The sequence below is a fragment of the Leucobacter chironomi DSM 19883 genome, from assembly GCF_000421845.1.
GTDB lineage: Bacteria > Actinomycetota > Actinomycetes > Actinomycetales > Microbacteriaceae > Leucobacter > Leucobacter chironomi.
The window spans coordinates 25,934-45,130 of sequence record NZ_ATXU01000008.1; the positions used below are offsets into that span (position 1 = coordinate 25,934).

A 19,197-nucleotide genomic window follows, 5' to 3' on the forward strand; every position below is an offset into this window, starting at 1 on the left:
CGCTAGAAGATCTGGCGCAGGTTGGTGCGTGCCAGGTCGAGCACCTCGTCGCCCCGCCCCGAGAGCACGGAGCGCAGCGCGTAGAGCGTGAAGCCCTTCATCTGCTCGACGCTGATCGACGGCGGCATCGACAGCTCCTGGCGGTCGGTCATCACCTCGACGAGCGCCGGCCCGTCCTGGGCGAACGCGTCGCGCAGCGCGTCCTCCAACTGCTCGGATTCGCTCACCCGGGTGGCGTGCAGCCCGATCGCCCGCGCGACGGCGGAGAGGTCGGGGTTCTTCAGCTCGGTGCCGTAGTTCACGAATCCCGCGGCCTTCATCTCGAGCTCGACGAAGTTCAGTGAGGAGTTGTTGAACACCACGATCTTGAGCGGCAGCGGCGCGTTCTGCTCGAGCGTCAGCAGTTCGCCGAGCAGCATCGCGAGCCCGCCGTCGCCCGCGAGCGCCACCACTTGGCGGCTGCGGTGCGAGGCCTGCACGCCGATGCCCTGCGAGAGCGCGTTCGCCATCGAGCCGTGGCTGAAGGAGCCGATGAGGCGACGGCGCCCGTTCATCGTGAGGTACCGGGCCGCCCACACGACGGGCGAGCCGACGTCGGGGATGAACACGGCGTCTTCGGCGGCGAGCCCGTCGATCAGCCGGGCCACATACTGGGGGTGGATCGCCTTCCCCGGCCCCGAGGGCGTGGCGAGCTCGTCGAGCTTCTTGCGCGTCTTGCGGTAGTGCTCGAGTGCGTCGTCGAGGTGGGAACGTCGCTTCTTGCGCTGCAGGAGCGGCAGCAGCGCTACGGCGGTCTCGCGCACGTCGCCGACGATCCCCAGGTCGAGCGGGGTGCGGCGTCCCAGCTGCTCACCCCGCACATCGACCTGGATCTTGGTCGCGCCCGCCGGGTAAAACTGCTGGTACGGGAAGTCGGTGCCGAGCATGAGGATCGTGTCGGCGGCCTCCATGGCGCGGTAGCCCGAGGCGAAGCCGAGCAGTCCCGTCATGCCCACGTCGAAGGGGTTGTCGAACTCGATGTGCTCCTTGCCGCGCAGCGCGTGGACGATGGGCGCGGCGAGGGCGTCGGCCAGGGCGATCACCCGGTCGTGGGCGCCGGCGACGCCCGCTCCCGCGAGGATCGTCACCTTCTTCGCGCGGTTCAGCAGTTCGGCGGCGCGCTCCAGCTGCTCCTCCTGCGGCACGACCCGGGGACGCGCCGTCGTGATCCTGGCGATGCCCTCGGTGGGAATGTCGGAGACCGCGATGTCGCCGGGGATCACGAGCACCGCGACGCCCTGCTTCTCCACCGCGGTCTGCATGGCGATGCGCAGCAGCCGGGGCATCTGCGCTGGGTCGGAGACGTGCTCGGCGTAGACGGAGCACTCGCGGAAGAGCTCCTGCGGGTGCGTCTCCTGGAAGTAGTTCGAGCCGATCTCGGCGCTCGGGATGTGCGCGGCGATGGCGAGCACCGGCACGCGCGAGCGCTGCGCCTCGTAGAGCCCGTTGATGAGGTGCAGGTTGCCGGGGCCGCAGCTGCCGGCGCACACCGCCAGACTACCGGTGACGGAGGCCTCGCCCGCGGCGGCGAAGGCGGCCCCCTCCTCGTGGCGGGCGTGCACCCATTCGATGCCCGAGGTACGCAGCGCGTCGGTGATGCCGTTCAGCGAGTCGCCCGGGATGCCGTAGACGCGTTCGATGCCGTTCGCCTCGAGGGTGTCGACGAGGTTCTGAGCGATCGTGGTCATGGGGTCCCCTCCGGCGGCGGAGGGTCCGCCGCTCCCTCCCCATCCTCAGCGCGATCCGGGAGGATCGCAAGGGGTTGCGGAGGGGGCGGCGGCCGTGCGGGCTCAGGCCGCGGGCGCCTCGTAGGTGAGCACCCGTGCGACGTCGTGCTCGGGCTTCTTCTCACCGGCGAGCACCTCGAAGTCGAGGTGGTTCTGACGCGGCGGCAGCGGGCAGGTCACGAAGTTCGTGACCGCGCACGGCAGCGCCACGGCGTAGTTAAAGTCGATCCAGTCGATGCGGCCCGCGCCGTCCTCCGAGAACTGCAGCTCGATCACGCGGCCGGCGCCGTAGCTGACGGGGCCGCTGGTGGCGTCGCGGATGTGGGCGACGGGCTGCACCCGATCCCCCGCGTCCTTGCCGATGAGCACGATCTCGTACGGCGTGCCGTCGTGCTCGAAGCGCAGCGTGCCGATGCGGCTCGTGGTCTCGCGGACGCCGCGCTCGACGGTCTCCTGCTCGACGTCGTCGCGCTCGGCCGGGACGAAGACTGCGGGGAGGCGCCAGGCGGGATCGTACTCGAAGGCGGTGAGTCCGATCTGCTCGGCCCGCACGGAGACCCGCGGATCGCGCACGCGCACGCCGAAGATGCGGTCGCCCGCGTCGTTCGTACGCGGCACGGTCTCGACCTCGCACTCGCCGAAGTAGACGGGTGCGCTCGCGCCGTGGCCGTACGTCTGGTTGCGGCCGGTGACGATCTCGACGGGCCCGATCGGATACTCGCCGTCGACGGAGAGCTGCGGTCCCTCGGCCGCCGGGGTGTGGATCACCCGGCCGTCCGCGACGCTCCAGGTGCCGGGCAGCAGCTCGAGCTCGACGCCCGATGCGCCCTCGTGCAGCCAGTACTGCGCGACGAGCGCCGTCCAGCCGTAGGGTCGGGTGAGGTCCGAGACGTGCTTGTGGCGCCACTCGCGCCACTGCCCGGCGAGATGCTCGGTTACCGGCATCGCTGCTCCTTACTGTTCATGGGTGGAAGTGTGCCGCGACGCCGCGCGGTGCACGAACGCGCAGACCCGCTCGAAGGAGTCGGCGCCGGCCTCGGCGTTGCCGCGCGGGGTGCCGCCGTTCGAGTAGTGCACGCCGGAGACGGGGTGCACGCGTTCGATCTCGGTGCTCGGCAGGTGCGGGATCGTGATGCCGTGGCCGGCGTCCACGTAGTCGAGGTGGAGGCGTTCGGCAGTGTGGCCGTGCCGTTCGAGGGCGTCGAAAACGATGCGGGAGGCGAAGCTCGACGGCCAGGCGCGGTCGTCGAGGCCCGACACGCAGGCGACGGGGCCGGGGAAGCGCTCGATCGGGATGCGCGAGGCGCGGGCGAGATCGCGGTCGTGCAGGCCGTCGACGTAGACGTCGGCGTGCCGGGTGGGAGCTGGATCGTCGTTCCAGGGCTGCCAGTCGACCGCGCGGTTGTCGTGCCAGAGGTGTTCGAGCGGCTCGCCGCCGCGCGTCCACGTGGGGCCGTCCCACCCCTCGGCCGGGTCTGCAGCGCCCTGGGCCCCGAAGACGAAGGCGGCCGGCACGAAGGCGACGACGCCGAGGATGCGCTCCGGGAAGGTGGCGGCGAGCAGCAGGGTCAGTTCGCCGCCGCGCGACTGACCGCTCACGAGCGGTGCGCCTCCGAGCGGGCGGAGCTCGGCGATGGCGTAGTCGAGGGCGCGCTCGAAGTATTCGAGGGGCGTGCGCGAGATGTAATCGGGCAGGCCGGGCGCCTTGAAATAGCCGAGCGCGAAGGCTTGGATGCCGTGGGCCGCGTAGAGGGCCGCGCGCGGCTCGTTGATGCCGCCGCCCGAGCCGTTCATGACGATGATCGTGGGGAACGGCCCGTCACCCGCGGGTGTGAACAGCGTGCCGACGAGCCCGTGCCGCCGGATCTCGCTGCGCTGCACGCCGCCGTCGAGCAGCCGCTGCTCGACCACTGTCTCGGCGGAGGCCGCGGGCGCCCCCTCGCGGAAGATCCCTGCGGCCGGCACGTCGAGCAGGCCGGTGCCCGGTTCGGCGCGTGCGGTGATGCGGGTGAGGATCGGCGCCGACACGTCGCCCGGTTCGATGCTGCCGCCCTCGGCGGTCTCGCGGTGCTGCGCCCAGAACAGCCCCATCGCGTCGGCGACGCGGTAGTCGCCGGACACGGGCGCGGAGCGGTCGAGGTCGACGCGGCCGTCCGCATCGGCGAGGAACGTCGCCTGCGACGCCCACAGCTCGGCCCCGCGCCGGGTCTCCGCCCGCAGGGTCACGAGGGACCCCGGCACGGCCGAGTCGACGGTGATGCGGCGACGCTGCGAGAGCAGACCGGTCCTCGGCTCCGCTGCGATGCGCAGCGCTCCCGGGGCCGCGGCGCCGCTCATGCGCGCGCCTCTTCGGCGCGCGCGAACAGCGCGTCGAAGTCGGTCTGCCGCAGCCGGATCGAGGCATCCGGCGCACCGGGCGCCTCCGAGGTGTCGGAGGACGAAGAACCGAGCGCGTCGAAGCGCCCCGGCACGTGCCCGCCGGCCGCGCGCCACTCCTCGGCGATCTCGGCGCAGGTCTCGGCGACCCGCGCACCGCCCGCACGGGCGGGGTCGACGGCGATCACCACGGCGCCGCGGCCGTCGGCGGGTGCGCCCGCGGGCGCGCGGCCGCCGACGGCGGCCCCCGCGATCACCTCGACGAGCAGACCCGCGAGCGATCCGAGCCGACCCTCCGGCAGCAGCGCGGCGACCGCGTCGGGATCGGCGGTCGGGCGGCCCTCCGCGTCGATGGCGACGTCCTCGGGCAGCTGCTCCCCCGCGTCACGGCGCCGACGCAGCTCGGCGAGCGTGATCCGCGAGGTGGCGAAGTCGGCGACGAGCGGCGCACCGCCCGCGCGGGGCGCGCCGAATGCGAGCGGGTTCGTGCCGATCGCCGGCGCGGATCCACCCCACGGCGCGACCATCGCGGGCGCCTGGGCCGAGATGAGCGCGACGCGGCCCCGCTCGGCGAGGGAGCGCGCCGCGAGGCCGAGCACGCCGAGCGCGCCGACGTTGCGCACGCCGACCAGCCCGATCCCGTGGGATTCGACGGCGGCCTCGGCGATCCGCACCGCAGCGGCGAGGGCCAACGGGCCGGGAGTCCCGGCCGCGTCGATGCCCGCGATCGCGCCGACGGCCGACGGGGCGGCCACGGCGTCAGCTGACCGCGACCCGATGTCCACGCGCCGCAGGTCGCGCAGCAGCATGTCGACGCCGAAGCCCGCGAGGCCGAGCTGCTCGGCCTGCACGATCCAGCAGGCCGCGCGATCCGCATCCTGGGCAGCGAAGCCCCCGCCCGCAGCCGCCGCATGCGGCGCGAGCGCTCGCGCCACGGCGAGCTGCAACCGCTCGGGGGCGACCTCGATCACCGGAGCCCCCGCGCTCAGTACTTCACCCACGGCACCACTCGGCGCTCGATGAAGCCTTCGAGAGCCGTCGCGCCGTAGCCGAGAGCCGAGATCGTGACGATGCCCACGTACATCTTCGACACCGCGAACGTCGACCACGAACTCCAGATCAGATACCCGAGCCCGCTCTGGGACCCGACGAACTCCGACGCGGCGATGATCACGAACGCACCGCCGGTCGCGAGCTTCATCCCCGTGAAGATCGACGGCAGAGCGTAGGGGAACGACACCGTGAACCAGCGCTGCAGACGGGTCGCGCCGTTCGCGCGAGCCACGTCCTCGAACAGCGGCGGTGTCTGCATGACCCCGCTCATCGTGTTGAAGAACAGGTAGAAGAACACGCCGATCGCGACGATCACGTACTTGCTCGTCTCGCCGAGGCCGAAGATGAGCAGCAGCAGCGGGAAGATCGCCACCTTCGGAATCGGCAGCAGGCTCGAGAAGATCGGTTCGAGCAGCTGGCGCAGCGGACGCACCGTGCCGAGCAGCACCCCGAGCAGCACGCCCGGGATCGCGCCCATCAGGAAGCCGACGAAGATGCGCGAGAGCGTCATCGCGGTGTGCTCGATGAGCACGCCGTCCATGAGCATCTTCACGAAGGTCTCGACGATCGAGCTCGGCGGCGGGAAGAACCGCGCGTCGAGCACACCGGCGCGGCTGAGCACCTCCCAGACGAGGATGAGCAGCAGCGGCGTGTACGGGCCGATGCGGCGGATCCAGGGCGAGCCCTTCTCGGCGTGCACGGCGGCGGCCAGCTTGCGCGTGATCTCCTCGCGCGATGCCGACGGATCCTGCCGGGTCTCCTCCACCTGAGCGGTCACGCCGCCTCCTCCCCCGCCGCGTCCTGCTCGAGCAGGTTCCAGAGTTGATAGGTGATCTCGCCGTAGCGCGGATCGCGCCGCAGCTCGATGATGTCGCGCGGCCGCTCGAACGGGATCTCGATCTCGGCCACGATGCGGCCGGGCCTGCGCGACATCACCACGACGCGGTCGGCGAGGGTCAGCGCCTCATCGACGCTGTGCGTGATGAACATCACCGACTTCGAGGTCTGCTCCCAGATCCGCAGCAGCTCCTGCTGCAGCGCCACACGGGTCTGCTCGTCGAGCGCACCGAAGGGCTCGTCCATGAGCAGCGCATCGCCGTCGTCGGCGAGGGCGCGCGCCACCGAGGTGCGCTGACGCATACCGCCGGAGATCTGCGCCGGATAGTAGCTGCCGAAGTCGGAGAGCCCCACGAGATCGAGCAGCTCGCGCACCCGCTCCCGCCGCGCCGCACGGGGCATGCCCCGCAGCTTGAGCGGGTAGCCGACGTTCTCGGCGACGGTGAGCCACGGGAACACGCCGTGCTCCTGGAACACCACCGAGGGGCGACTGGCCATCTCGACGGTGCCAAGGCTCGGCTTCTCGAGCCCGGCCGCCACCCGCAGCAGCGTGCTCTTCCCGCACCCGGACGGGCCGAGCACGCAGACGAACTCGCGTTCGCCGATCTCCAGGGAGACGTCCTCGACGGCGACGAGCACGTCGCCCTTCGAGTCGGCGTCGGGGAACGCCTTCCAGAGGTTGCGGATGGAGATGCCGGGCTTCGTCACTTCGCGGCTGCCTGCTCCGCGGCCTGCGCGACCGCTTCCTTCAGGATGTCTTTGCGGAAGACCTGCTCGATGCCGGAGGGGCCGTCGAACTCCAGAGCGCCGCGCTCGCGGAAGAACGCCTCCTGACGGGCGACGTCCTCCCAGTCGATGGCGCCCTCCGGGTCCTGGCGGGTGAGGCCGATGGCGGTGAGGGTCTCGACGGGCAGATCGGTGTACTCGGCGATGATCTCCTGGTCGGCGGGATCGTTCCAACCGCCCGCCTCGAGCTCCTGCACGGCGCGCAGGTACGCGGCGGTGAACGCGGTCACGGCCTCCGGGTACTTGTCGACGTACTCGCTGTTGAACACCAGCGCACCGAGCTCCACGCCGGCCTGGTAGTCGACCGGCAGCAGATCGTGCCCGATGTCCTTGCCTGCGATCGCCGACGAGATCGGCTCGATCGTCCAGCTCGCGTCGACGGAGCCGTTGGCCATGGCGGGCGGGATGTCGCCGGGGCTCAGGTTGACGAGTTCGACGTCGTCGAGGCTGAGGCCCACCGAGTCGAGGGCGAGGTGCACCGAGTAGATGCCGAAGCCGCCGTCGCCGGGGATGCCGATCTTCTTGCCCTTGAGCTGCTTCGCGTCAGTGACGCCCGACTGCTCCGAGGCCATGAGCGGTGCGGGGTTCTTGCCCTCGTCGGGCACCTTCGAGACGCTGGCGATCACCGAGAGCGATGCGCCGGCCTTCGTCGCGTTGAACAGGCCGGCGCCCCAGGTGGCGCCGCCCGCGGTGATGCTGCCCGTGCTGACCTGCTGATAGGTCTCGCCCGAGCTGCCGCTCTTCGAGATCAGCTCGACGTCGAGGCCGGCCTCCTCGAAGTAGCCCTTCTCCTCTGCGATGAAGAACGGGGCGTAATCGGCGTACGGCGAGTAGAGGAAGGTGATCTTCGGTGCGTCTGCCGGATCGCCGGTGCCCGCCTCGGCGGTGCCGCCCGAGGCGCATCCGGCGAGCAGAGCAGCACTGGCGAGGAGGGCGATGCCTCCCGAGAGTCGGCGTCGAAGGCTCATGGGGAACTCCTGTGTCAAGTGGGGTCGCGGTGTCGCCCGCAACCCGTCAAATCTATCGGCCGCGCGGGACCGCGGCGCGATTCGCGTCACATTCGGCAACACCGTGTCGCACGGCGGCGCGAGCGGGGAGCCCTAGGAGGCGATCTCCTGGTAGGCGAACTGCAGCACCGACTCGTCGACGCCCGCAAGCACCCGCGGCTTCGCGATGTCGTCGAGCACGATGAAGCGCAGCATCCCGGCCCGGGCCTTCTTGTCCCGCTGCATCGCGGCGAGCAGGCCCGGCCAGCGCCCCGCGGGATACGAGAGCGGCAGCGACAGCGACGAGAGCACCCGGCGGTGGCGCTCGACGGCCTCATCGGAGAGCGAACCGGCCATGCGTCCCAGCTCGGCCGCGTACATCATGCCGATCGCGATCGCCACGCCGTGACGCCACTGGTAGCGCTCGGCGTGCTCGATGGCGTGGCCGAGGGTGTGCCCGTAGTTGAGGATCTCTCGCAGACCGCCCTCGCGGAAGTCTTCGGAGACGACGCGCGCCTTGACGGCGATGGCGAGTTCGACGACGCGCTGGAACTCCGGGGTGGCCGGGTCGGTCGCCCGCTCCACGTCGGCTTCGAGGATGTCGAGGATCTCGGGTTCCGCGATGAAGCCGCACTTCGCGATCTCGGCGAAGCCGGCGAGGATCTCGTTCTTCGGCAGCGTGCCGAGCAGGTCGAGGTCGCAGATCACCGCGGCGGGCGCGTAGAAGCAGCCGACGAGGTTCTTGCCCTCGGCGGTGTTGATACCGGTCTTGCCGCCCACCGACGCGTCGACCATGCCGAGCACGGAGGTGGGGATCTGCACGAGCCGCACACCGCGCAGCCAGGTGGCCGCCACGAAGCCGGCGAGGTCGGTGACGGCGCCGCCGCCCAGACCGATCACGGCATCGGTGCGGGTGAAGTCGGCCTGGCCCATGATCTGCCAGCAGAACGCGGCGACCTCCACGCGCTTCGCCGACTCGGCGTCGGGCACCTCCGCAAGCAGCACCTGCCCGTAATGCTGCTGCAGCTCGCTCCGCAGCTCGTCGGCGAGACGCCCGACGGTGGCCGTGTGCACGATCAGCACCTTGGCGACTCGATCGCCGAGCGCTTCGGTCACCCGGTCGAGCACGCCGCGCCCCACCGTGACGATGTACTCGGCGTCGCCGGTGACCTCGATACGGGTCGGGGTGTCGCTCATGCCTGGTCGCTCCTCTTCCTGAAACTGCGGGCCCACTGCGCCACGCGGCGCGCGAGCTGCTCCTTGGTGGCCCGGTCGGTGCGGTAGGTCACATCCGCGACCTCCTCGTAGAGGGGGCGCCGCTCCTCGAGAATGCGGCCCCACGCCTCGGGATCGTCGCGCAGCAGCGGCCTGCGCGCGAGGTTCGCGGTGCGCAGCACCGCCTCCTGGGTGGTCATGAGCAGCACGACCGGGTGATCCCCGAGCAGCCGCCGGGTGCTCTCGGTGAGCACCGCTCCCCCGCCGAGCGCCACGATCCGCCCACCCGCGACGGACAGTTCGGCCGCGATCACCTCGGCCTCGATGCGCCGGAACTCGGGCTCGCCGTGGCGCTCGAAGAACTCCGTGATGGGACCGTGCTGGCGCACGAACACGGCGTCGGTGTCGATGAACGGGATGCCGAGCTCGCGGGCGACCCGCTTGCCGAGGCTCGTCTTGCCCGCGGCCATCGGCCCCACGAACACGACGGCGCGATCGGGCAGGCGTGCGCCGCCCCGGCGCCGCCGGCGACGGCGGGAGCGGCCGCGCGAACCTGAGGGGGCGGGCGCCCGGCCCGTCTCGGCCGCGGGCGCCTCGTCAGGCGTCGCGTCCGTCTGCTGTGCGGGTTTCGCGGGCGGCGCGGGCTTCGGCTTCGCCGCGGGAGGACCCGAGGCGCGACCCGCTCGCCGGTGCCCGTTCACGACTCGATGACGGTCGCCAGCCGCTCGGGGATCGCCGCCACGTAGGCCTCGAGGTTGCGCCGGGTCTCGGGCACGCTGTCGCCGCCGAACTTCTCGGTCACGGCGTCGGCCAGCACGAGCGCGACCATCGCCTCCGCCACGACCCCGGCCGCGGGGACGGCGGTGACGTCGCTGCGCTGATGATGCGCCTTCGCCTCCTCGCCGGTGGCGACATCGATCGTGGGCAGCGCGTGCGGCACCGTGGCGATCGGCTTCATGCCGGCGCGCACGCGCAGCACCTGCCCGGTCGTCATGCCGCCCTCGATGCCGCCGGCGCGTCCCGTCTCACGGGTGATCGTGCCGTCCGAGAGGTGCAGCTCGTCGTGCGCGGCCGAACCGCGGCGGCGGGTGGTCTCGAATCCGTCGCCGACCTCGACGCCCTTGATCGCCTGGATGCCCATGAGGGCGCCGGCGAGGCGCGAGTCGAGACGACGGTCCCAGTGCACGTAGGAGCCGAGCCCGGGCGGCAGACCGTAGGCGAGCACCTCGACGATGCCGCCCAGCGTGTCGCCGGTCTTCTTCGTGTCGTCGACCTCGGCGACCATGCGCTCGCTCGTCGCGGCGTCGAAGCAGCGCAGCGGATCGGCGTCGAGCGCGGCGACGTCGTCGGGGCGCGGCAGCGGCGAACCGGCGGGCACCTCGACCTCGCCCATGGAGATGGTGTGGCTCACGAGGCGGATGCCGAGTTCGGCGAGGAAGGATCGGGCCACGGCGCCGAGCGCCACGCGGGCGGCGGTCTCGCGCGCGCTCGCTCGTTCGAGCACGGGGCGGGCCTCGTCGAAGCCGTACTTCTGCATCCCGGCCAGGTCGGCGTGCCCGGGTCGGGGGCGGGTCAGCGGCGCGCCGCGGCCGCGGGACTTCTCGGTGAGCTCGGTCTGCTCGGCGTTCATCACCTCGGTCCACTTGGGCCACTCGGTGTTGCCGATGCGGATCGCAACGGGGCCGCCGATCGAGACGCCCTGCACGACACCGCCCGAGACATGCAGTTCGTCCTGCTCGAACTTCATGCGCGAGCCGCGGCCGTAGCCGAGCTTTCGCCGAGCGAGGTCTTCGCGGATGCCGTCGAGCGAGACGGGCACCCCGGCGGGCAGCCCTTCGAGGACGGCGATGAGTTCAGGGCCGTGGGATTCTCCGGCAGTCAGCCAACGCAGCATACCTGCTATCTTCCCATATCCGTCGGCGTCGCCGCGTCGCGCATGACCGCGAGCAGGCGTTCCTCGTCAGGCAGCGGGATCGCGGGATCGCCGGCCACGAAGATGCGGATCTGCAGCAGCGCCTGCTCCACGAGCATGCCGTCACCGGAGTGGGCCTCGCCTCCGGCCGCGCGCCAGCGCTCGGCGAGCGGCGACGGCCAGGGGTCGTAGGCGACGTCGAAGAGCGGGATCCGCAGCAGCGCGTCGGGCAGTTCGAGTTCGGCGCCGGCGGGGCCGGGCACGGTCGAGATGACGAGCGTCGGCGGTAGGACCCGACCGTCCGCGGCGGTCTGCGCAGCGAGGACGCCCGCGTCCACGAGGGTGCCGGTGTGCGGCATCACGGTGCCGGAGACGTGCAGCGCCCGATCCGACCCCGGCTCACGGGTATCGCCGAAGCGGGCGACCAGATCGCCGATCGCCGCGGTGTTGCGCGCGACGATCTCGACGTGGTCGGCGCCCAGTCGGCGTGCCGCGAGCACCGCCGACACCGCGGTGGCCCCCGATCCGATCACGACGGTGCTCGTCGCGTCGAGCCCGGCCTTCGAGATCGCGGCGGCGAGACCGCCGACGTCGGTGTTGAAGCCGGCCCAGGCGGTGCCGCCGCCGGGCGCGGGCACGCCGAGGCGCAGCAGCGTGTTCACCACGCCGCTCTCCTCGGCCACGGGATCACGCACGAGGGCGAGGCGGTGTGCCTCCTCCTTGAGCGGCATCGTGAGCGACAGGCCGCGCCACTCGGGGCCGAGGTCGGCGAGCAGCCCTGCGAGATCCGCCGCCCCCAGTTCCTCGCGGCCGTAGCTCCAGTCGAGCCCGAGCTCCGCGTACGCGGCCGCGTGGATCGCGGGCGACTTCGAGTGGCGGATCGGCGAGCCCAGCACCGCGAGGCGCGCCGTCGGCAGCTCCGTCACGGGCGAGCGCGACTCGGCGTGCTCGTGCTCGTGCTCGTGCTCGTGCTCGTGGACCACCTCAGCACCCGCTGTCGGGCGTCGCCGCACACCAGTCGCGGTACTCCTGGATCGCGGCCTCGTGCTCCGCCTCGTTCGACGTGAAGGTGAGCGCGCCGTTGCCGCCAGGCGCGTTCACGAAGAAGAGCCAGTCGGTGTCGGCGGGGTGCAGCGCGGCGTCGATCGCGGCGCGCCCCGGGTTCGAGATCGGCCCGATCGGCAGTCCCTTGTGCACGTAGGTGTTCCAGGGGTTGTCGTCGCTCAGCGCCTCGTCGCTCGACCAGAAACTGCCGTGCTCGCCCGAGCCATACTGCGCGGTCGAGTCCATGCCCAGCGCCATATCGATCGCGAGCCGCTTGTGGATCACCTGCGAGATCGTCGCGAAGTCGGCATCGCGGCCCTCCCGCTGCACGATCGACGCGATGGTGAGCACACGCTCGCGATCCGCCTCGGGCACGCCGAACTCGTCGAGCACTTGCACCTGATGGCTCACGAGCAGGGCGACAATGTCGTGCGCCGTCATCTCGGGCGTGAACTCGTAGGTCGCTGGGAACAGCCAGCCTTCGAGCGAGGGCACGCCGGCCGGCACGCCGAACGCCGCCGGGTCGGTGGCCGCCGCGGCGAACTCCTCGTAGGGGATGCCGGAGCCCTGCGAGAGCCGCTTGAGCGTGCCCTCGATCGTGAGCCCCTCCGGGATCGTGGCGCTGAGCTGACGGCGATTCTCGGGATCCTGCAGCGCGTCGAGCGCGGCCTGCGCGCTCATGCGCTCGCGCACCGTGTAGATGCCGGGAAGGAACTCGACCTGCGGCTGCTGCGCGAGCAGCAGCTCGTAGAAGGCGTCGGAGGTCTTCACCACACCGGCCTGCTCGAGCGAGACGGCGATGTCGGAGCCGATCTCGCCGGAACGGATGGCGACCGACACCTCCGCGCCCTGATCGCTGTCGTCGTAGTCGTTGGTGGACCACCCCATCGCGAGCGAGATCTGCTCGCCGTACTGCGACCACAGGTAGGCGCCGGCCCCGGCGAGCCCACCGAGCAGCAGCAGCGCGACGAGCAGCGAGATGAGCACGCGGCGGCCGGTGCGGCCCCCCTGCTCGGAAGAACGGGCGTTCATGGGCGAGTCTCCTCCTCGGGGGGCTCGGGAAGTGCGGCCTCCTGGCCCGGGGCCTCGCCCCGGGCGCGCTCAAGGTCGAGCGCGTGCTGCAGGATCACCACGGCCGCGGCCTGATCGATGATCGACCGGCTCTGCTTGGTCTTTCTTCCGGCCTGGCGCAGCTGCCCCTGCGCCGACACGGTGGAGAGGCGCTCGTCGACGAGCCGCACGGCCGCGGCGTCGCCGCCCAGCCGGGCCGCGAGGCGCCCGGCGAAGGCCGCGGCATCGTCGGTCGAGGGAGTGCGCTCGCCCCGCAGGTTCAGCGGCAGCCCCACGATCACCTCGAAGGCGTCGAGCTCTGCGACGATCTCGGCGATGCGGGCGAGGTCGGCGTCGCCGCCGAGGTCGCGCGGCACGGTCTCCACCGGCGTCGCCAACATGCCGTGGGGGTCGCTGCGGGAGACCCCGACGCGGGCCTTGCCCACGTCGATCCCCAGGCGTACTCCGCTGCGCATCAGCGTGTGCCTCGCAGATCGTTGCCGTTGCGAGCAGCGCCTGGGCGGGGTGCCTCGCAAGGCAGAGGAGGACGGTTTGCTGGGTGTAAATCTGACGACGACAACGCAGCGAGGCGCCCCGAACAGGCGCGCGCAGTAGGCAAGGATCTGCGAGACACGCGCTAACCGCCCAGGTGTCGCCGGATCTCGGCGAGCGCTTCGTCGATCTTCGCCGGATCGGCGCCGCCGCCCTGGGCGAGATCCGGCTTGCCGCCGCCACCGCCGCCGAGCACCTGGGCGCCGAGCTTCGCGAGGTCGCCGGCGCGCACGCCGCGGTCCCGCGCGTCGGCGGTCGTCGCGGCGATCACCACGGGCTTGCCGCCGGCCTCGCCCGCGAGCACCACGACCCCGGCCTCCGAGGAGAGTCGGTCCCGCAGCTGCAGGACGAGCCCACGCACGTCGTCGGCCGACCCGACCGCGCCGAGGGAGCCGAGCACTGCGCGCACGCCACCGAGCTCCTGCGCTCCCGCGAGCAGTTCGGGCACGCGCTGGCCCAGCTTCTCGGCCTCGAGCGCGGCGATCTTCTTCTCGGCCGCACGCAGCTGCGCGCCGAGATCCTGCACCTTCGTGACCAGCTCTGCGCGCGGCACCTTCAGGCCGCCGGTGAGCTGCTGCACGATGGCGCGCTCCGCCGCGAAGTTGCGGAACGCCTCGATGCCGACGAGCGATTCCACCCGGCGGTTCGTCGACCCGACCGAGCTCTCGGAGACGAGACTGATCATGCCGATCTCGGCCGAGCTCGACACGTGCGTGCCGGCGCAGAGCTCGCGCGACCACGGGCCGCCGATGTCGACGACGCGCACGCGGTCGCCGTACTTCTCACCGAAGAGCGCCATCGCGCCCATCGCCTTCGCCTCGTCGATGGGCATCTCGCGGGTGACCACGTCGTAGTCGCTGCGGATCGCGAGGTTCGAGATCTCCTCGATCTCGCTCTTCGTCTCCGTCGAGAGGGCGTCGGCGTGGGTGAAGTCGAGCCGCAGGTAGCCGGCCTTGTTGTAGGAGCCGGCCTGGTGGGCGCTCGAACCGAGCACCTCTCGCAGCGCGGCGTGCACGATGTGCGTGCCCGAGTGGGCCTGCGTGGCGCCGCGGCGGTAGTCGGCGTCGACCCGCGTCTCGGCGCGCGCGTCGAGACCGACCGTGCCGATCGTCACCTTCACGGTGTGCACGATGAGGCCGGGCACCGGCTTCTGCACGTCGAGCACCTCGGCCTCGAAGCCGTCGCCCACGATGAGGCCCTGGTCGGAGTCCTGACCGCCCGACTCTGCCCACAGCGAGGTCTCGGCGAGCACGAGCTCGGCCACCTGGCCCTCGCGCGCCTCGGGTGTGGGCGCGCCGTCGACCACGATCCCGAGCACGCGGCTCTCGTGGTTCAGCTCGTCGTAGCCGACGAACGCGGTCTCGCCGAGGCCGCGCAGCTCCTTGTAGACGGAGAGATCGGCGCGCTGGCCCTTCTTCGCCTTGGCGTCGGCCTTCGCGCGGTCGCGCTGCTCCTGCATGAGCGCGGTGAAGACCTCGCGGTTCACCGAGACGCCGGCCTCCTCGGCGATCTCGAGCGTGAGCTCGATCGGGAAGCCGTGCGTGTCGTGCAGGAGGAACGCCGTGTCGCCCGGCACTGCGGCAGCCGCGGCCTTCGCGTCGGCTACTGCCGAGTCGAGGATCTGGATGCCCGAGGCGAGCGTGCGCAGGAAGGTCTTCTCCTCGGCGTAGGCGGCCCGCGAGATGAAGTCGAAGTCGCGCTCCACCACCGGGTAGGCGGCACTCATCGCGTCGCGCGAGACCGGGAAGAGCTCGGCGAAGCTCTGGCCGTCGAATCCGAGCAGGCGCATCGAGAGGATGACGCGGCGCAGCAGGCGTCGCAGGATGTAGCCGCGGCCCTCGTTCGAGGGGGTGACGCCGTCGGCGATGAGCATGAGGCCGCTGCGCACATGATCGGCGATGACGCGCAGTCGCACATCGTCGTCGTGGTTCGCGCCGTAGGTCTTGCCGGCGAGTTCGGCGGCGCGGTCGAGCACGGGGCGCACCTGGTCGATCTCGTACATGTTCTGCACGCCCTGCTTGATGAAGGCCACGCGCTCGAGCCCCATGCCGGTGTCGATGTTCTTGTTCGGCAGTTCGCCCACGATCGTGAAGTCGGTCTTCGACTTCACGTCGGTGATCTGGTACTGCATGAAGACCAGGTTCCAGATCTCGACGTAGCGGTCGTCGTCGGTGGCGGGGCCGCCGTCGACGCCGTGCTCGGGACCCAGGTCGTAGAAGATCTCGGAGCAGGGTCCCGCGGGGCCGGGCTGACCCGTCGACCAGTAGTTCGTCTCCTTGCCGAGGCGCTGGATGCGCTCGTCGGGCAGGGTGGAGTGCTGCTTCCAGAACGCGATCGCCTCGTCGTCGTCCTCGTAGACGGTGACCCAGAGATCCTTCGCCTCGAATCCGAGCCCGCCATCGGCCTCGCTCGTGGTGAGCAGCTCCCAGGCGAAGCGGATCGCGTCCTCCTTGAAGTAGTCGCCGAAGGAGAAGTTGCCGCACATCTGGAAGAAGGTGCCGTGACGCGGAGTCTTGCCGACCTCTTCGATGTCGTTGGTGCGGATGCACTTCTGCACGCTCGTCGCCCGCGGGTACGGGGCGGGAACGAGACCGGAGAGGTAGGGCACGAACGGCACCATGCCGGCGACCGTGAACATGAGGCTCGGGTCGTCGCTCACGAGGGAGGCCGAGGGCACGACGGTGTGTCCTCGCTTCTCGAAGAAGTCGAGCCAGCGGCGGTGGATTTCGGCGGTCTGCATCCGGGCGGGGTCCTTCTCGGTGTGTGGGTGGCGGGGCGGGCTCAGCGCTGCTCGCGCAGTTTGCGCAGCGCGTTCTCGACGTCGTCGAGCAGTTCGTCGGCCTCGGCCTCGGCTTCCCGGTAGCCGGTGACGAACGCGCGGTTCAGCTCATCGACGCCGCGATTGACGCGGGCGAAGAACCGCCGCCCCTCGGGCGTCTGGTTGACGAAGTGCGCGGCGACGAATCCCAGCACGACTCCGCTCATCAGCCACAGCAGTTTGCGCATGTTCCCATTCCTCCTCGTGGCGTTCGCGCGCAGTCCGAAGGCTGCGCGCGAGAAGCATTCTCCAAGCTTAGCGGTAGCCCCCGACACGCGGCCGGATGCGCCCGGAGACGCCGAAGGGGCGCCGGATCTCTCCGACGCCCCTTCGGCGTGTGGTGCTCGGTGCTTAGCGGCCCGAGTAGTACTCGACCACGAGCTGCACTTCGCAGGTCACGGGGACCTCGGCGCGCTTCGGGCGGCGCACGAGGCGAGCCTGGAGCTTGTCGAGCTCGACCTCGAGGTAGCCGGGGAGGTTCGGCAGCACCTCGGCGTGACCGCCGGCAGCGGCGACCTGGAAGGGCTCGAGGCCCTCCGAGCGCTCCTTGACGTGGATGAGCTGGCCCGGCTTCACGCGGAAGGAGGGACGGTCGACGATCTTGCCGTCGACGAGGATGTGGCGGTGCACGACGAGCTGGCGGGCCTGCGCGGTGGTGCGGGCGAAGCCGGCGCGCAGCACGAGCGCGTCGAGACGCATCTCGAGCAGCTCGACCAGGTTCTCACCGGTCAGGCCGTCCTGGCGACGCGCCTCCTTGAAGGCGATGACGAGCTGCTTCTCGCGGATGCCGTACTGGGCGCGGAGACGCTGCTTCTCGCGCAGACGGACGGCGTAGTCGCTGTCGCTCTTGCGCTTGGTGCGGCCGTGCTGGCCGGGGCCGTAGGGGCGCTTCTCGAGGTAGCGCGCGGCCTTCGGGGTGAGCGCGATGCCGAGCGAGCGGCTCAGGCGAGTCTTGGAACGGGTACGCGACGTAGTCGACACGTGGATCCTTTCGGGTTTCTGGTGATGCGGGCTCGGGATCGAGCCCTGTGTTCTCTCGGCCACGCTGCGCCCGCATTCACGAGCTCTCGCTCGCAATGCACGCGACGCAGCAAACCGTCTTCGGTGAGGGAACGACCAGTGCAGAAACCCGGCTACAGGGCGACTGCCACCTGCTTCTCCGCGCGCAGCCGTGCGCGGCAGCGGTGTTGGCCAGCGAAGAGTCTATCAGAAGCTGACGGATCTATCCGAACCTGGCGGCGCTCAGCCACGGGTGATGCGGCGGATCTTCTCAAGGCGGTCGGAAATCTCACGTTCGTTGCCGTGCTGGGTGGGCGCGTAGTAGACGCGATCGGCCAGCTCGTCGGGCAGGTACTGCTGCCTGGACACCCCGCGGGGATCGCTGTGGGGGTAGAGGTAGCCCTTGCCGTGCCCGAGCCGCTTCGCGCCCGGGTAATGGGCATCGCGCAGGTGCTTGGGCACGAGGCCGAAGCGCCCGGCCTTCACGTCGGCGATCGCGGAGTCGATCGCCGTGATGACGGCGTTCGACTTGGGCGCCGTGGCGATGTAGATCGTTGCCTCGGCGAGCGGGATCCGCGCCTCCGGCAAGCCGATCAGCTGCGTCGCCTCCGCCGCGGCGACCGCGATCGGCAGCGCCTGTGGGTCGGCGAGGCCCACGTCCTCGGCGGCGTGCACCATGAGGCGTCGCGCGATGAATCGCGGGTCCTCGCCCGCCTCGATCATGCGGGCGAGATAGTGGATCGCCGCATCGGGATCGGAGCCGCGCAGCGACTTGATGAACGCGCTGATGACGTCGTAGTGCTGGTCGCCGTTGCGGTCGTAGCGCAGCAGGGCGCGGTCGACCGCCGCGGACACGATCCCGGCGGTCAGTCTCGCGGGCTCGGCCGCCGGCCCGGCGCCGGATTCGGCCTCAACCGCGGCGGCGTCTTCGCTGTCGCCGTCACTGTCGTCGTCGCCGTCGCTCTCTTCGGTCTCGGCTTCGTCGTCAGGATCGGCTTCGCCGTCAGCATCGGAATCCACGTCAGCATCGGGATCCGCATCACCACGAGCACCGGCTTCCTCGCCGGCGGCCGCTCCCCCGGCGAGGGCCGAGGCGGCCGAGGCCTCCAGCGCGGTGAGCGCACGACGCGCGTCGCCCGACGCGAGCTGCACCAGCGCATCGAGGGCCTCGTCGTCGGCCTCGACCGCGCCGGCCAGGCCCCGGGGATCGGCGATGGCGCGTTCGAGCAGCTTACGCAGATCGGCGTCGTCGAGGGGTTCGAGCGTGAGCAGCAGCGACCGCGAGAGCAGCGGGCTGATCACCGAGAAGGAGGGGTTCTCGGTGGTGGCCGCCACCAGCGTCACCCAGCCGTTCTCGACACCGGGCAGCAGCGCATCCTGCTGCGCTTTGGTGAAGCGGTGGATCTCGTCGAGGAAGAGCACGGTCGCGATGCCGTACAGATCGCGATCGTTCAGGGCGCGCTCCATCACGGTGCGCACGTCTTTGATACCCGCCGTGACCGCCGAGAGCTCGACGAAGCGGCGGCCGCTCGAGTGCGCGATGGCCTGGGCGAGCGTGGTCTTGCCCGTGCCCGGCGGACCCCAGAGGATCACCGAGACGGCCCCGCCGCCGCCCTCGGAGTCGGAGGCGAGCGTGCGCAGCGGCGACCCCGTGCGCAGCAGATGCTGCTGCCCCACCACCTCGTCGAGCGAGCGGGGCCGCATGCGCACCGCGAGAGGCGCGGTGTGCGACGGAGCGGTGTTCGATTCCACGCCCCCAATGCTACCGAGCACCCCTGACATTCGCCCTCGGCACGAGCCTGG

Annotated in this window: 17 protein-coding genes; all 17 read right to left on the minus strand. The window is 71.2% G+C overall.

Annotated elements, in window-relative coordinates:
- Nucleotides 1–2: 2 nt before the first annotated feature.
- The 17 genes from poxB to H629_RS0110000 all read right to left on the minus strand — a co-directional run bounded on the left by poxB (nt 3) and on the right by H629_RS0110000 (nt 19,176).
- Nucleotides 3–1,727 (minus strand): ubiquinone-dependent pyruvate dehydrogenase, encoded by a 1,725-nt coding sequence (gene poxB, locus H629_RS0109920; protein ID WP_024357111.1) that lies wholly within the window; start codon nt 1,725–1,727, stop codon nt 3–5.
- Between the two features lie 102 nt (nt 1,728–1,829).
- A complete protein-coding gene (locus H629_RS0109925; protein WP_024357112.1) occupies nt 1,830–2,711 on the minus strand; it encodes a DUF1684 domain-containing protein in 882 nt (293 codons plus the stop codon).
- Nucleotides 2,712–2,720: 9 nt separating this feature from the next.
- Nucleotides 2,721–4,103 (minus strand): acyl-CoA thioesterase/bile acid-CoA:amino acid N-acyltransferase family protein, encoded by a 1,383-nt coding sequence (locus H629_RS0109930; protein WP_024357113.1) that lies wholly within the window; start codon nt 4,101–4,103, stop codon nt 2,721–2,723.
- Nucleotides 4,100–5,143 (minus strand): Ldh family oxidoreductase, encoded by a 1,044-nt coding sequence (locus H629_RS14170; RefSeq protein WP_084705394.1) that lies wholly within the window; start codon nt 5,141–5,143, stop codon nt 4,100–4,102. Before H629_RS14170 ends, H629_RS0109930 begins: the two co-directional genes overlap by 4 nt.
- Complete coding sequence (locus H629_RS0109940; RefSeq protein WP_024357115.1) at nt 5,128–5,973, minus strand: ABC transporter permease; 846 nt, start codon at nt 5,971–5,973, stop codon at nt 5,128–5,130. The genes H629_RS14170 and H629_RS0109940 overlap by 16 nt, the downstream gene beginning before the upstream one ends.
- A complete protein-coding gene (locus H629_RS0109945) occupies nt 5,970–6,740 on the minus strand; it encodes an ABC transporter ATP-binding protein (RefSeq protein ID WP_024357116.1) in 771 nt (256 codons plus the stop codon). Before H629_RS0109945 ends, H629_RS0109940 begins: the two co-directional genes overlap by 4 nt.
- A complete protein-coding gene (locus H629_RS0109950) occupies nt 6,737–7,786 on the minus strand; it encodes an ABC transporter substrate-binding protein (protein WP_024357117.1) in 1,050 nt (349 codons plus the stop codon). Before H629_RS0109950 ends, H629_RS0109945 begins: the two co-directional genes overlap by 4 nt.
- Before the next feature lie 132 nt (nt 7,787–7,918).
- Nucleotides 7,919–9,001 carry a 3-dehydroquinate synthase gene (gene aroB / locus H629_RS0109955; RefSeq protein WP_024357118.1) on the minus strand — a complete coding sequence of 361 codons (1,083 nt, stop codon included), beginning with the start codon at nt 8,999–9,001 and terminating at the stop codon, nt 7,919–7,921.
- Complete coding sequence (locus H629_RS14585; RefSeq protein ID WP_024357119.1) at nt 8,998–9,720, minus strand: shikimate kinase; 723 nt, start codon at nt 9,718–9,720, stop codon at nt 8,998–9,000. The genes aroB and H629_RS14585 overlap by 4 nt, the downstream gene beginning before the upstream one ends.
- Complete coding sequence (gene aroC, locus H629_RS0109965) at nt 9,717–10,913, minus strand: chorismate synthase (RefSeq protein WP_024357120.1); 1,197 nt, start codon at nt 10,911–10,913, stop codon at nt 9,717–9,719. Before aroC ends, H629_RS14585 begins: the two co-directional genes overlap by 4 nt.
- Before the next feature lie 5 nt (nt 10,914–10,918).
- Nucleotides 10,919–11,914, minus strand: a complete 996-nt coding sequence (locus tag H629_RS0109970) for a shikimate dehydrogenase family protein (RefSeq protein WP_240471090.1) — start codon at nt 11,912–11,914, stop codon at nt 10,919–10,921.
- Nucleotide 11,915: 1 nt separating this feature from the next.
- On the minus strand, nt 11,916–13,007 hold the full coding sequence (mltG, locus tag H629_RS0109975) for an endolytic transglycosylase MltG (protein WP_024357122.1): 1,092 nt from the start codon (nt 13,005–13,007) through the stop codon (nt 11,916–11,918).
- A complete protein-coding gene (ruvX, locus tag H629_RS0109980) occupies nt 13,004–13,501 on the minus strand; it encodes a Holliday junction resolvase RuvX (protein ID WP_024357123.1) in 498 nt (165 codons plus the stop codon). Before ruvX ends, mltG begins: the two co-directional genes overlap by 4 nt.
- A 161-nt stretch (nt 13,502–13,662) precedes the next feature.
- Entirely contained in the window at nt 13,663–16,317 is a 2,655-nt protein-coding gene (gene alaS, locus H629_RS0109985; RefSeq protein ID WP_024357124.1) for an alanine--tRNA ligase, read from the minus strand.
- Nucleotides 16,318–16,358: 41 nt separating this feature from the next.
- Nucleotides 16,359–16,583, minus strand: coding sequence for a hypothetical protein (locus tag H629_RS0109990; RefSeq protein ID WP_024357125.1), 225 nt, complete (start codon nt 16,581–16,583; stop codon nt 16,359–16,361).
- A 163-nt stretch (nt 16,584–16,746) separates the two neighbouring features.
- A complete protein-coding gene (gene rpsD, locus H629_RS0109995; protein ID WP_024357126.1) occupies nt 16,747–17,376 on the minus strand; it encodes a 30S ribosomal protein S4 in 630 nt (209 codons plus the stop codon).
- Nucleotides 17,377–17,637: 261 nt separating this feature from the next.
- Entirely contained in the window at nt 17,638–19,176 is a 1,539-nt protein-coding gene (locus H629_RS0110000; protein WP_084705395.1) for a replication-associated recombination protein A, read from the minus strand.
- Nucleotides 19,177–19,197 lie beyond the last annotated feature (21 nt).

Coding starts and splice junctions, on each gene's coding strand:
- aroB (WP_024357118.1), bottom strand. CDS start 9,001: ATGAGCGACACCCCGACCCGTATCGAGGTCACCGGCGACGCCGAGTAC.
- H629_RS0109990 (WP_024357125.1), bottom strand. CDS start 16,583: ATGCGCAAACTGCTGTGGCTGATGAGCGGAGTCGTGCTGGGATTCGTC.
- H629_RS0110000 (WP_084705395.1), bottom strand. CDS start 19,176: ATGTCAGGGGTGCTCGGTAGCATTGGGGGCGTGGAATCGAACACCGCT.
- mltG (WP_024357122.1), bottom strand. CDS start 13,007: ATGAACGCCCGTTCTTCCGAGCAGGGGGGCCGCACCGGCCGCCGCGTG.
- ruvX (WP_024357123.1), bottom strand. CDS start 13,501: ATGCGCAGCGGAGTACGCCTGGGGATCGACGTGGGCAAGGCCCGCGTC.
- poxB (WP_024357111.1), bottom strand. CDS start 1,727: ATGACCACGATCGCTCAGAACCTCGTCGACACCCTCGAGGCGAACGGC.
- H629_RS0109925 (WP_024357112.1), bottom strand. CDS start 2,711: ATGCCGGTAACCGAGCATCTCGCCGGGCAGTGGCGCGAGTGGCGCCAC.
- alaS (WP_024357124.1), bottom strand. CDS start 16,317: ATGCAGACCGCCGAAATCCACCGCCGCTGGCTCGACTTCTTCGAGAAG.
- aroC (WP_024357120.1), bottom strand. CDS start 10,913: ATGCTGCGTTGGCTGACTGCCGGAGAATCCCACGGCCCTGAACTCATC.
- H629_RS0109950 (WP_024357117.1), bottom strand. CDS start 7,786: ATGAGCCTTCGACGCCGACTCTCGGGAGGCATCGCCCTCCTCGCCAGT.
- H629_RS0109930 (WP_024357113.1), bottom strand. CDS start 4,103: ATGAGCGGCGCCGCGGCCCCGGGAGCGCTGCGCATCGCAGCGGAGCCG.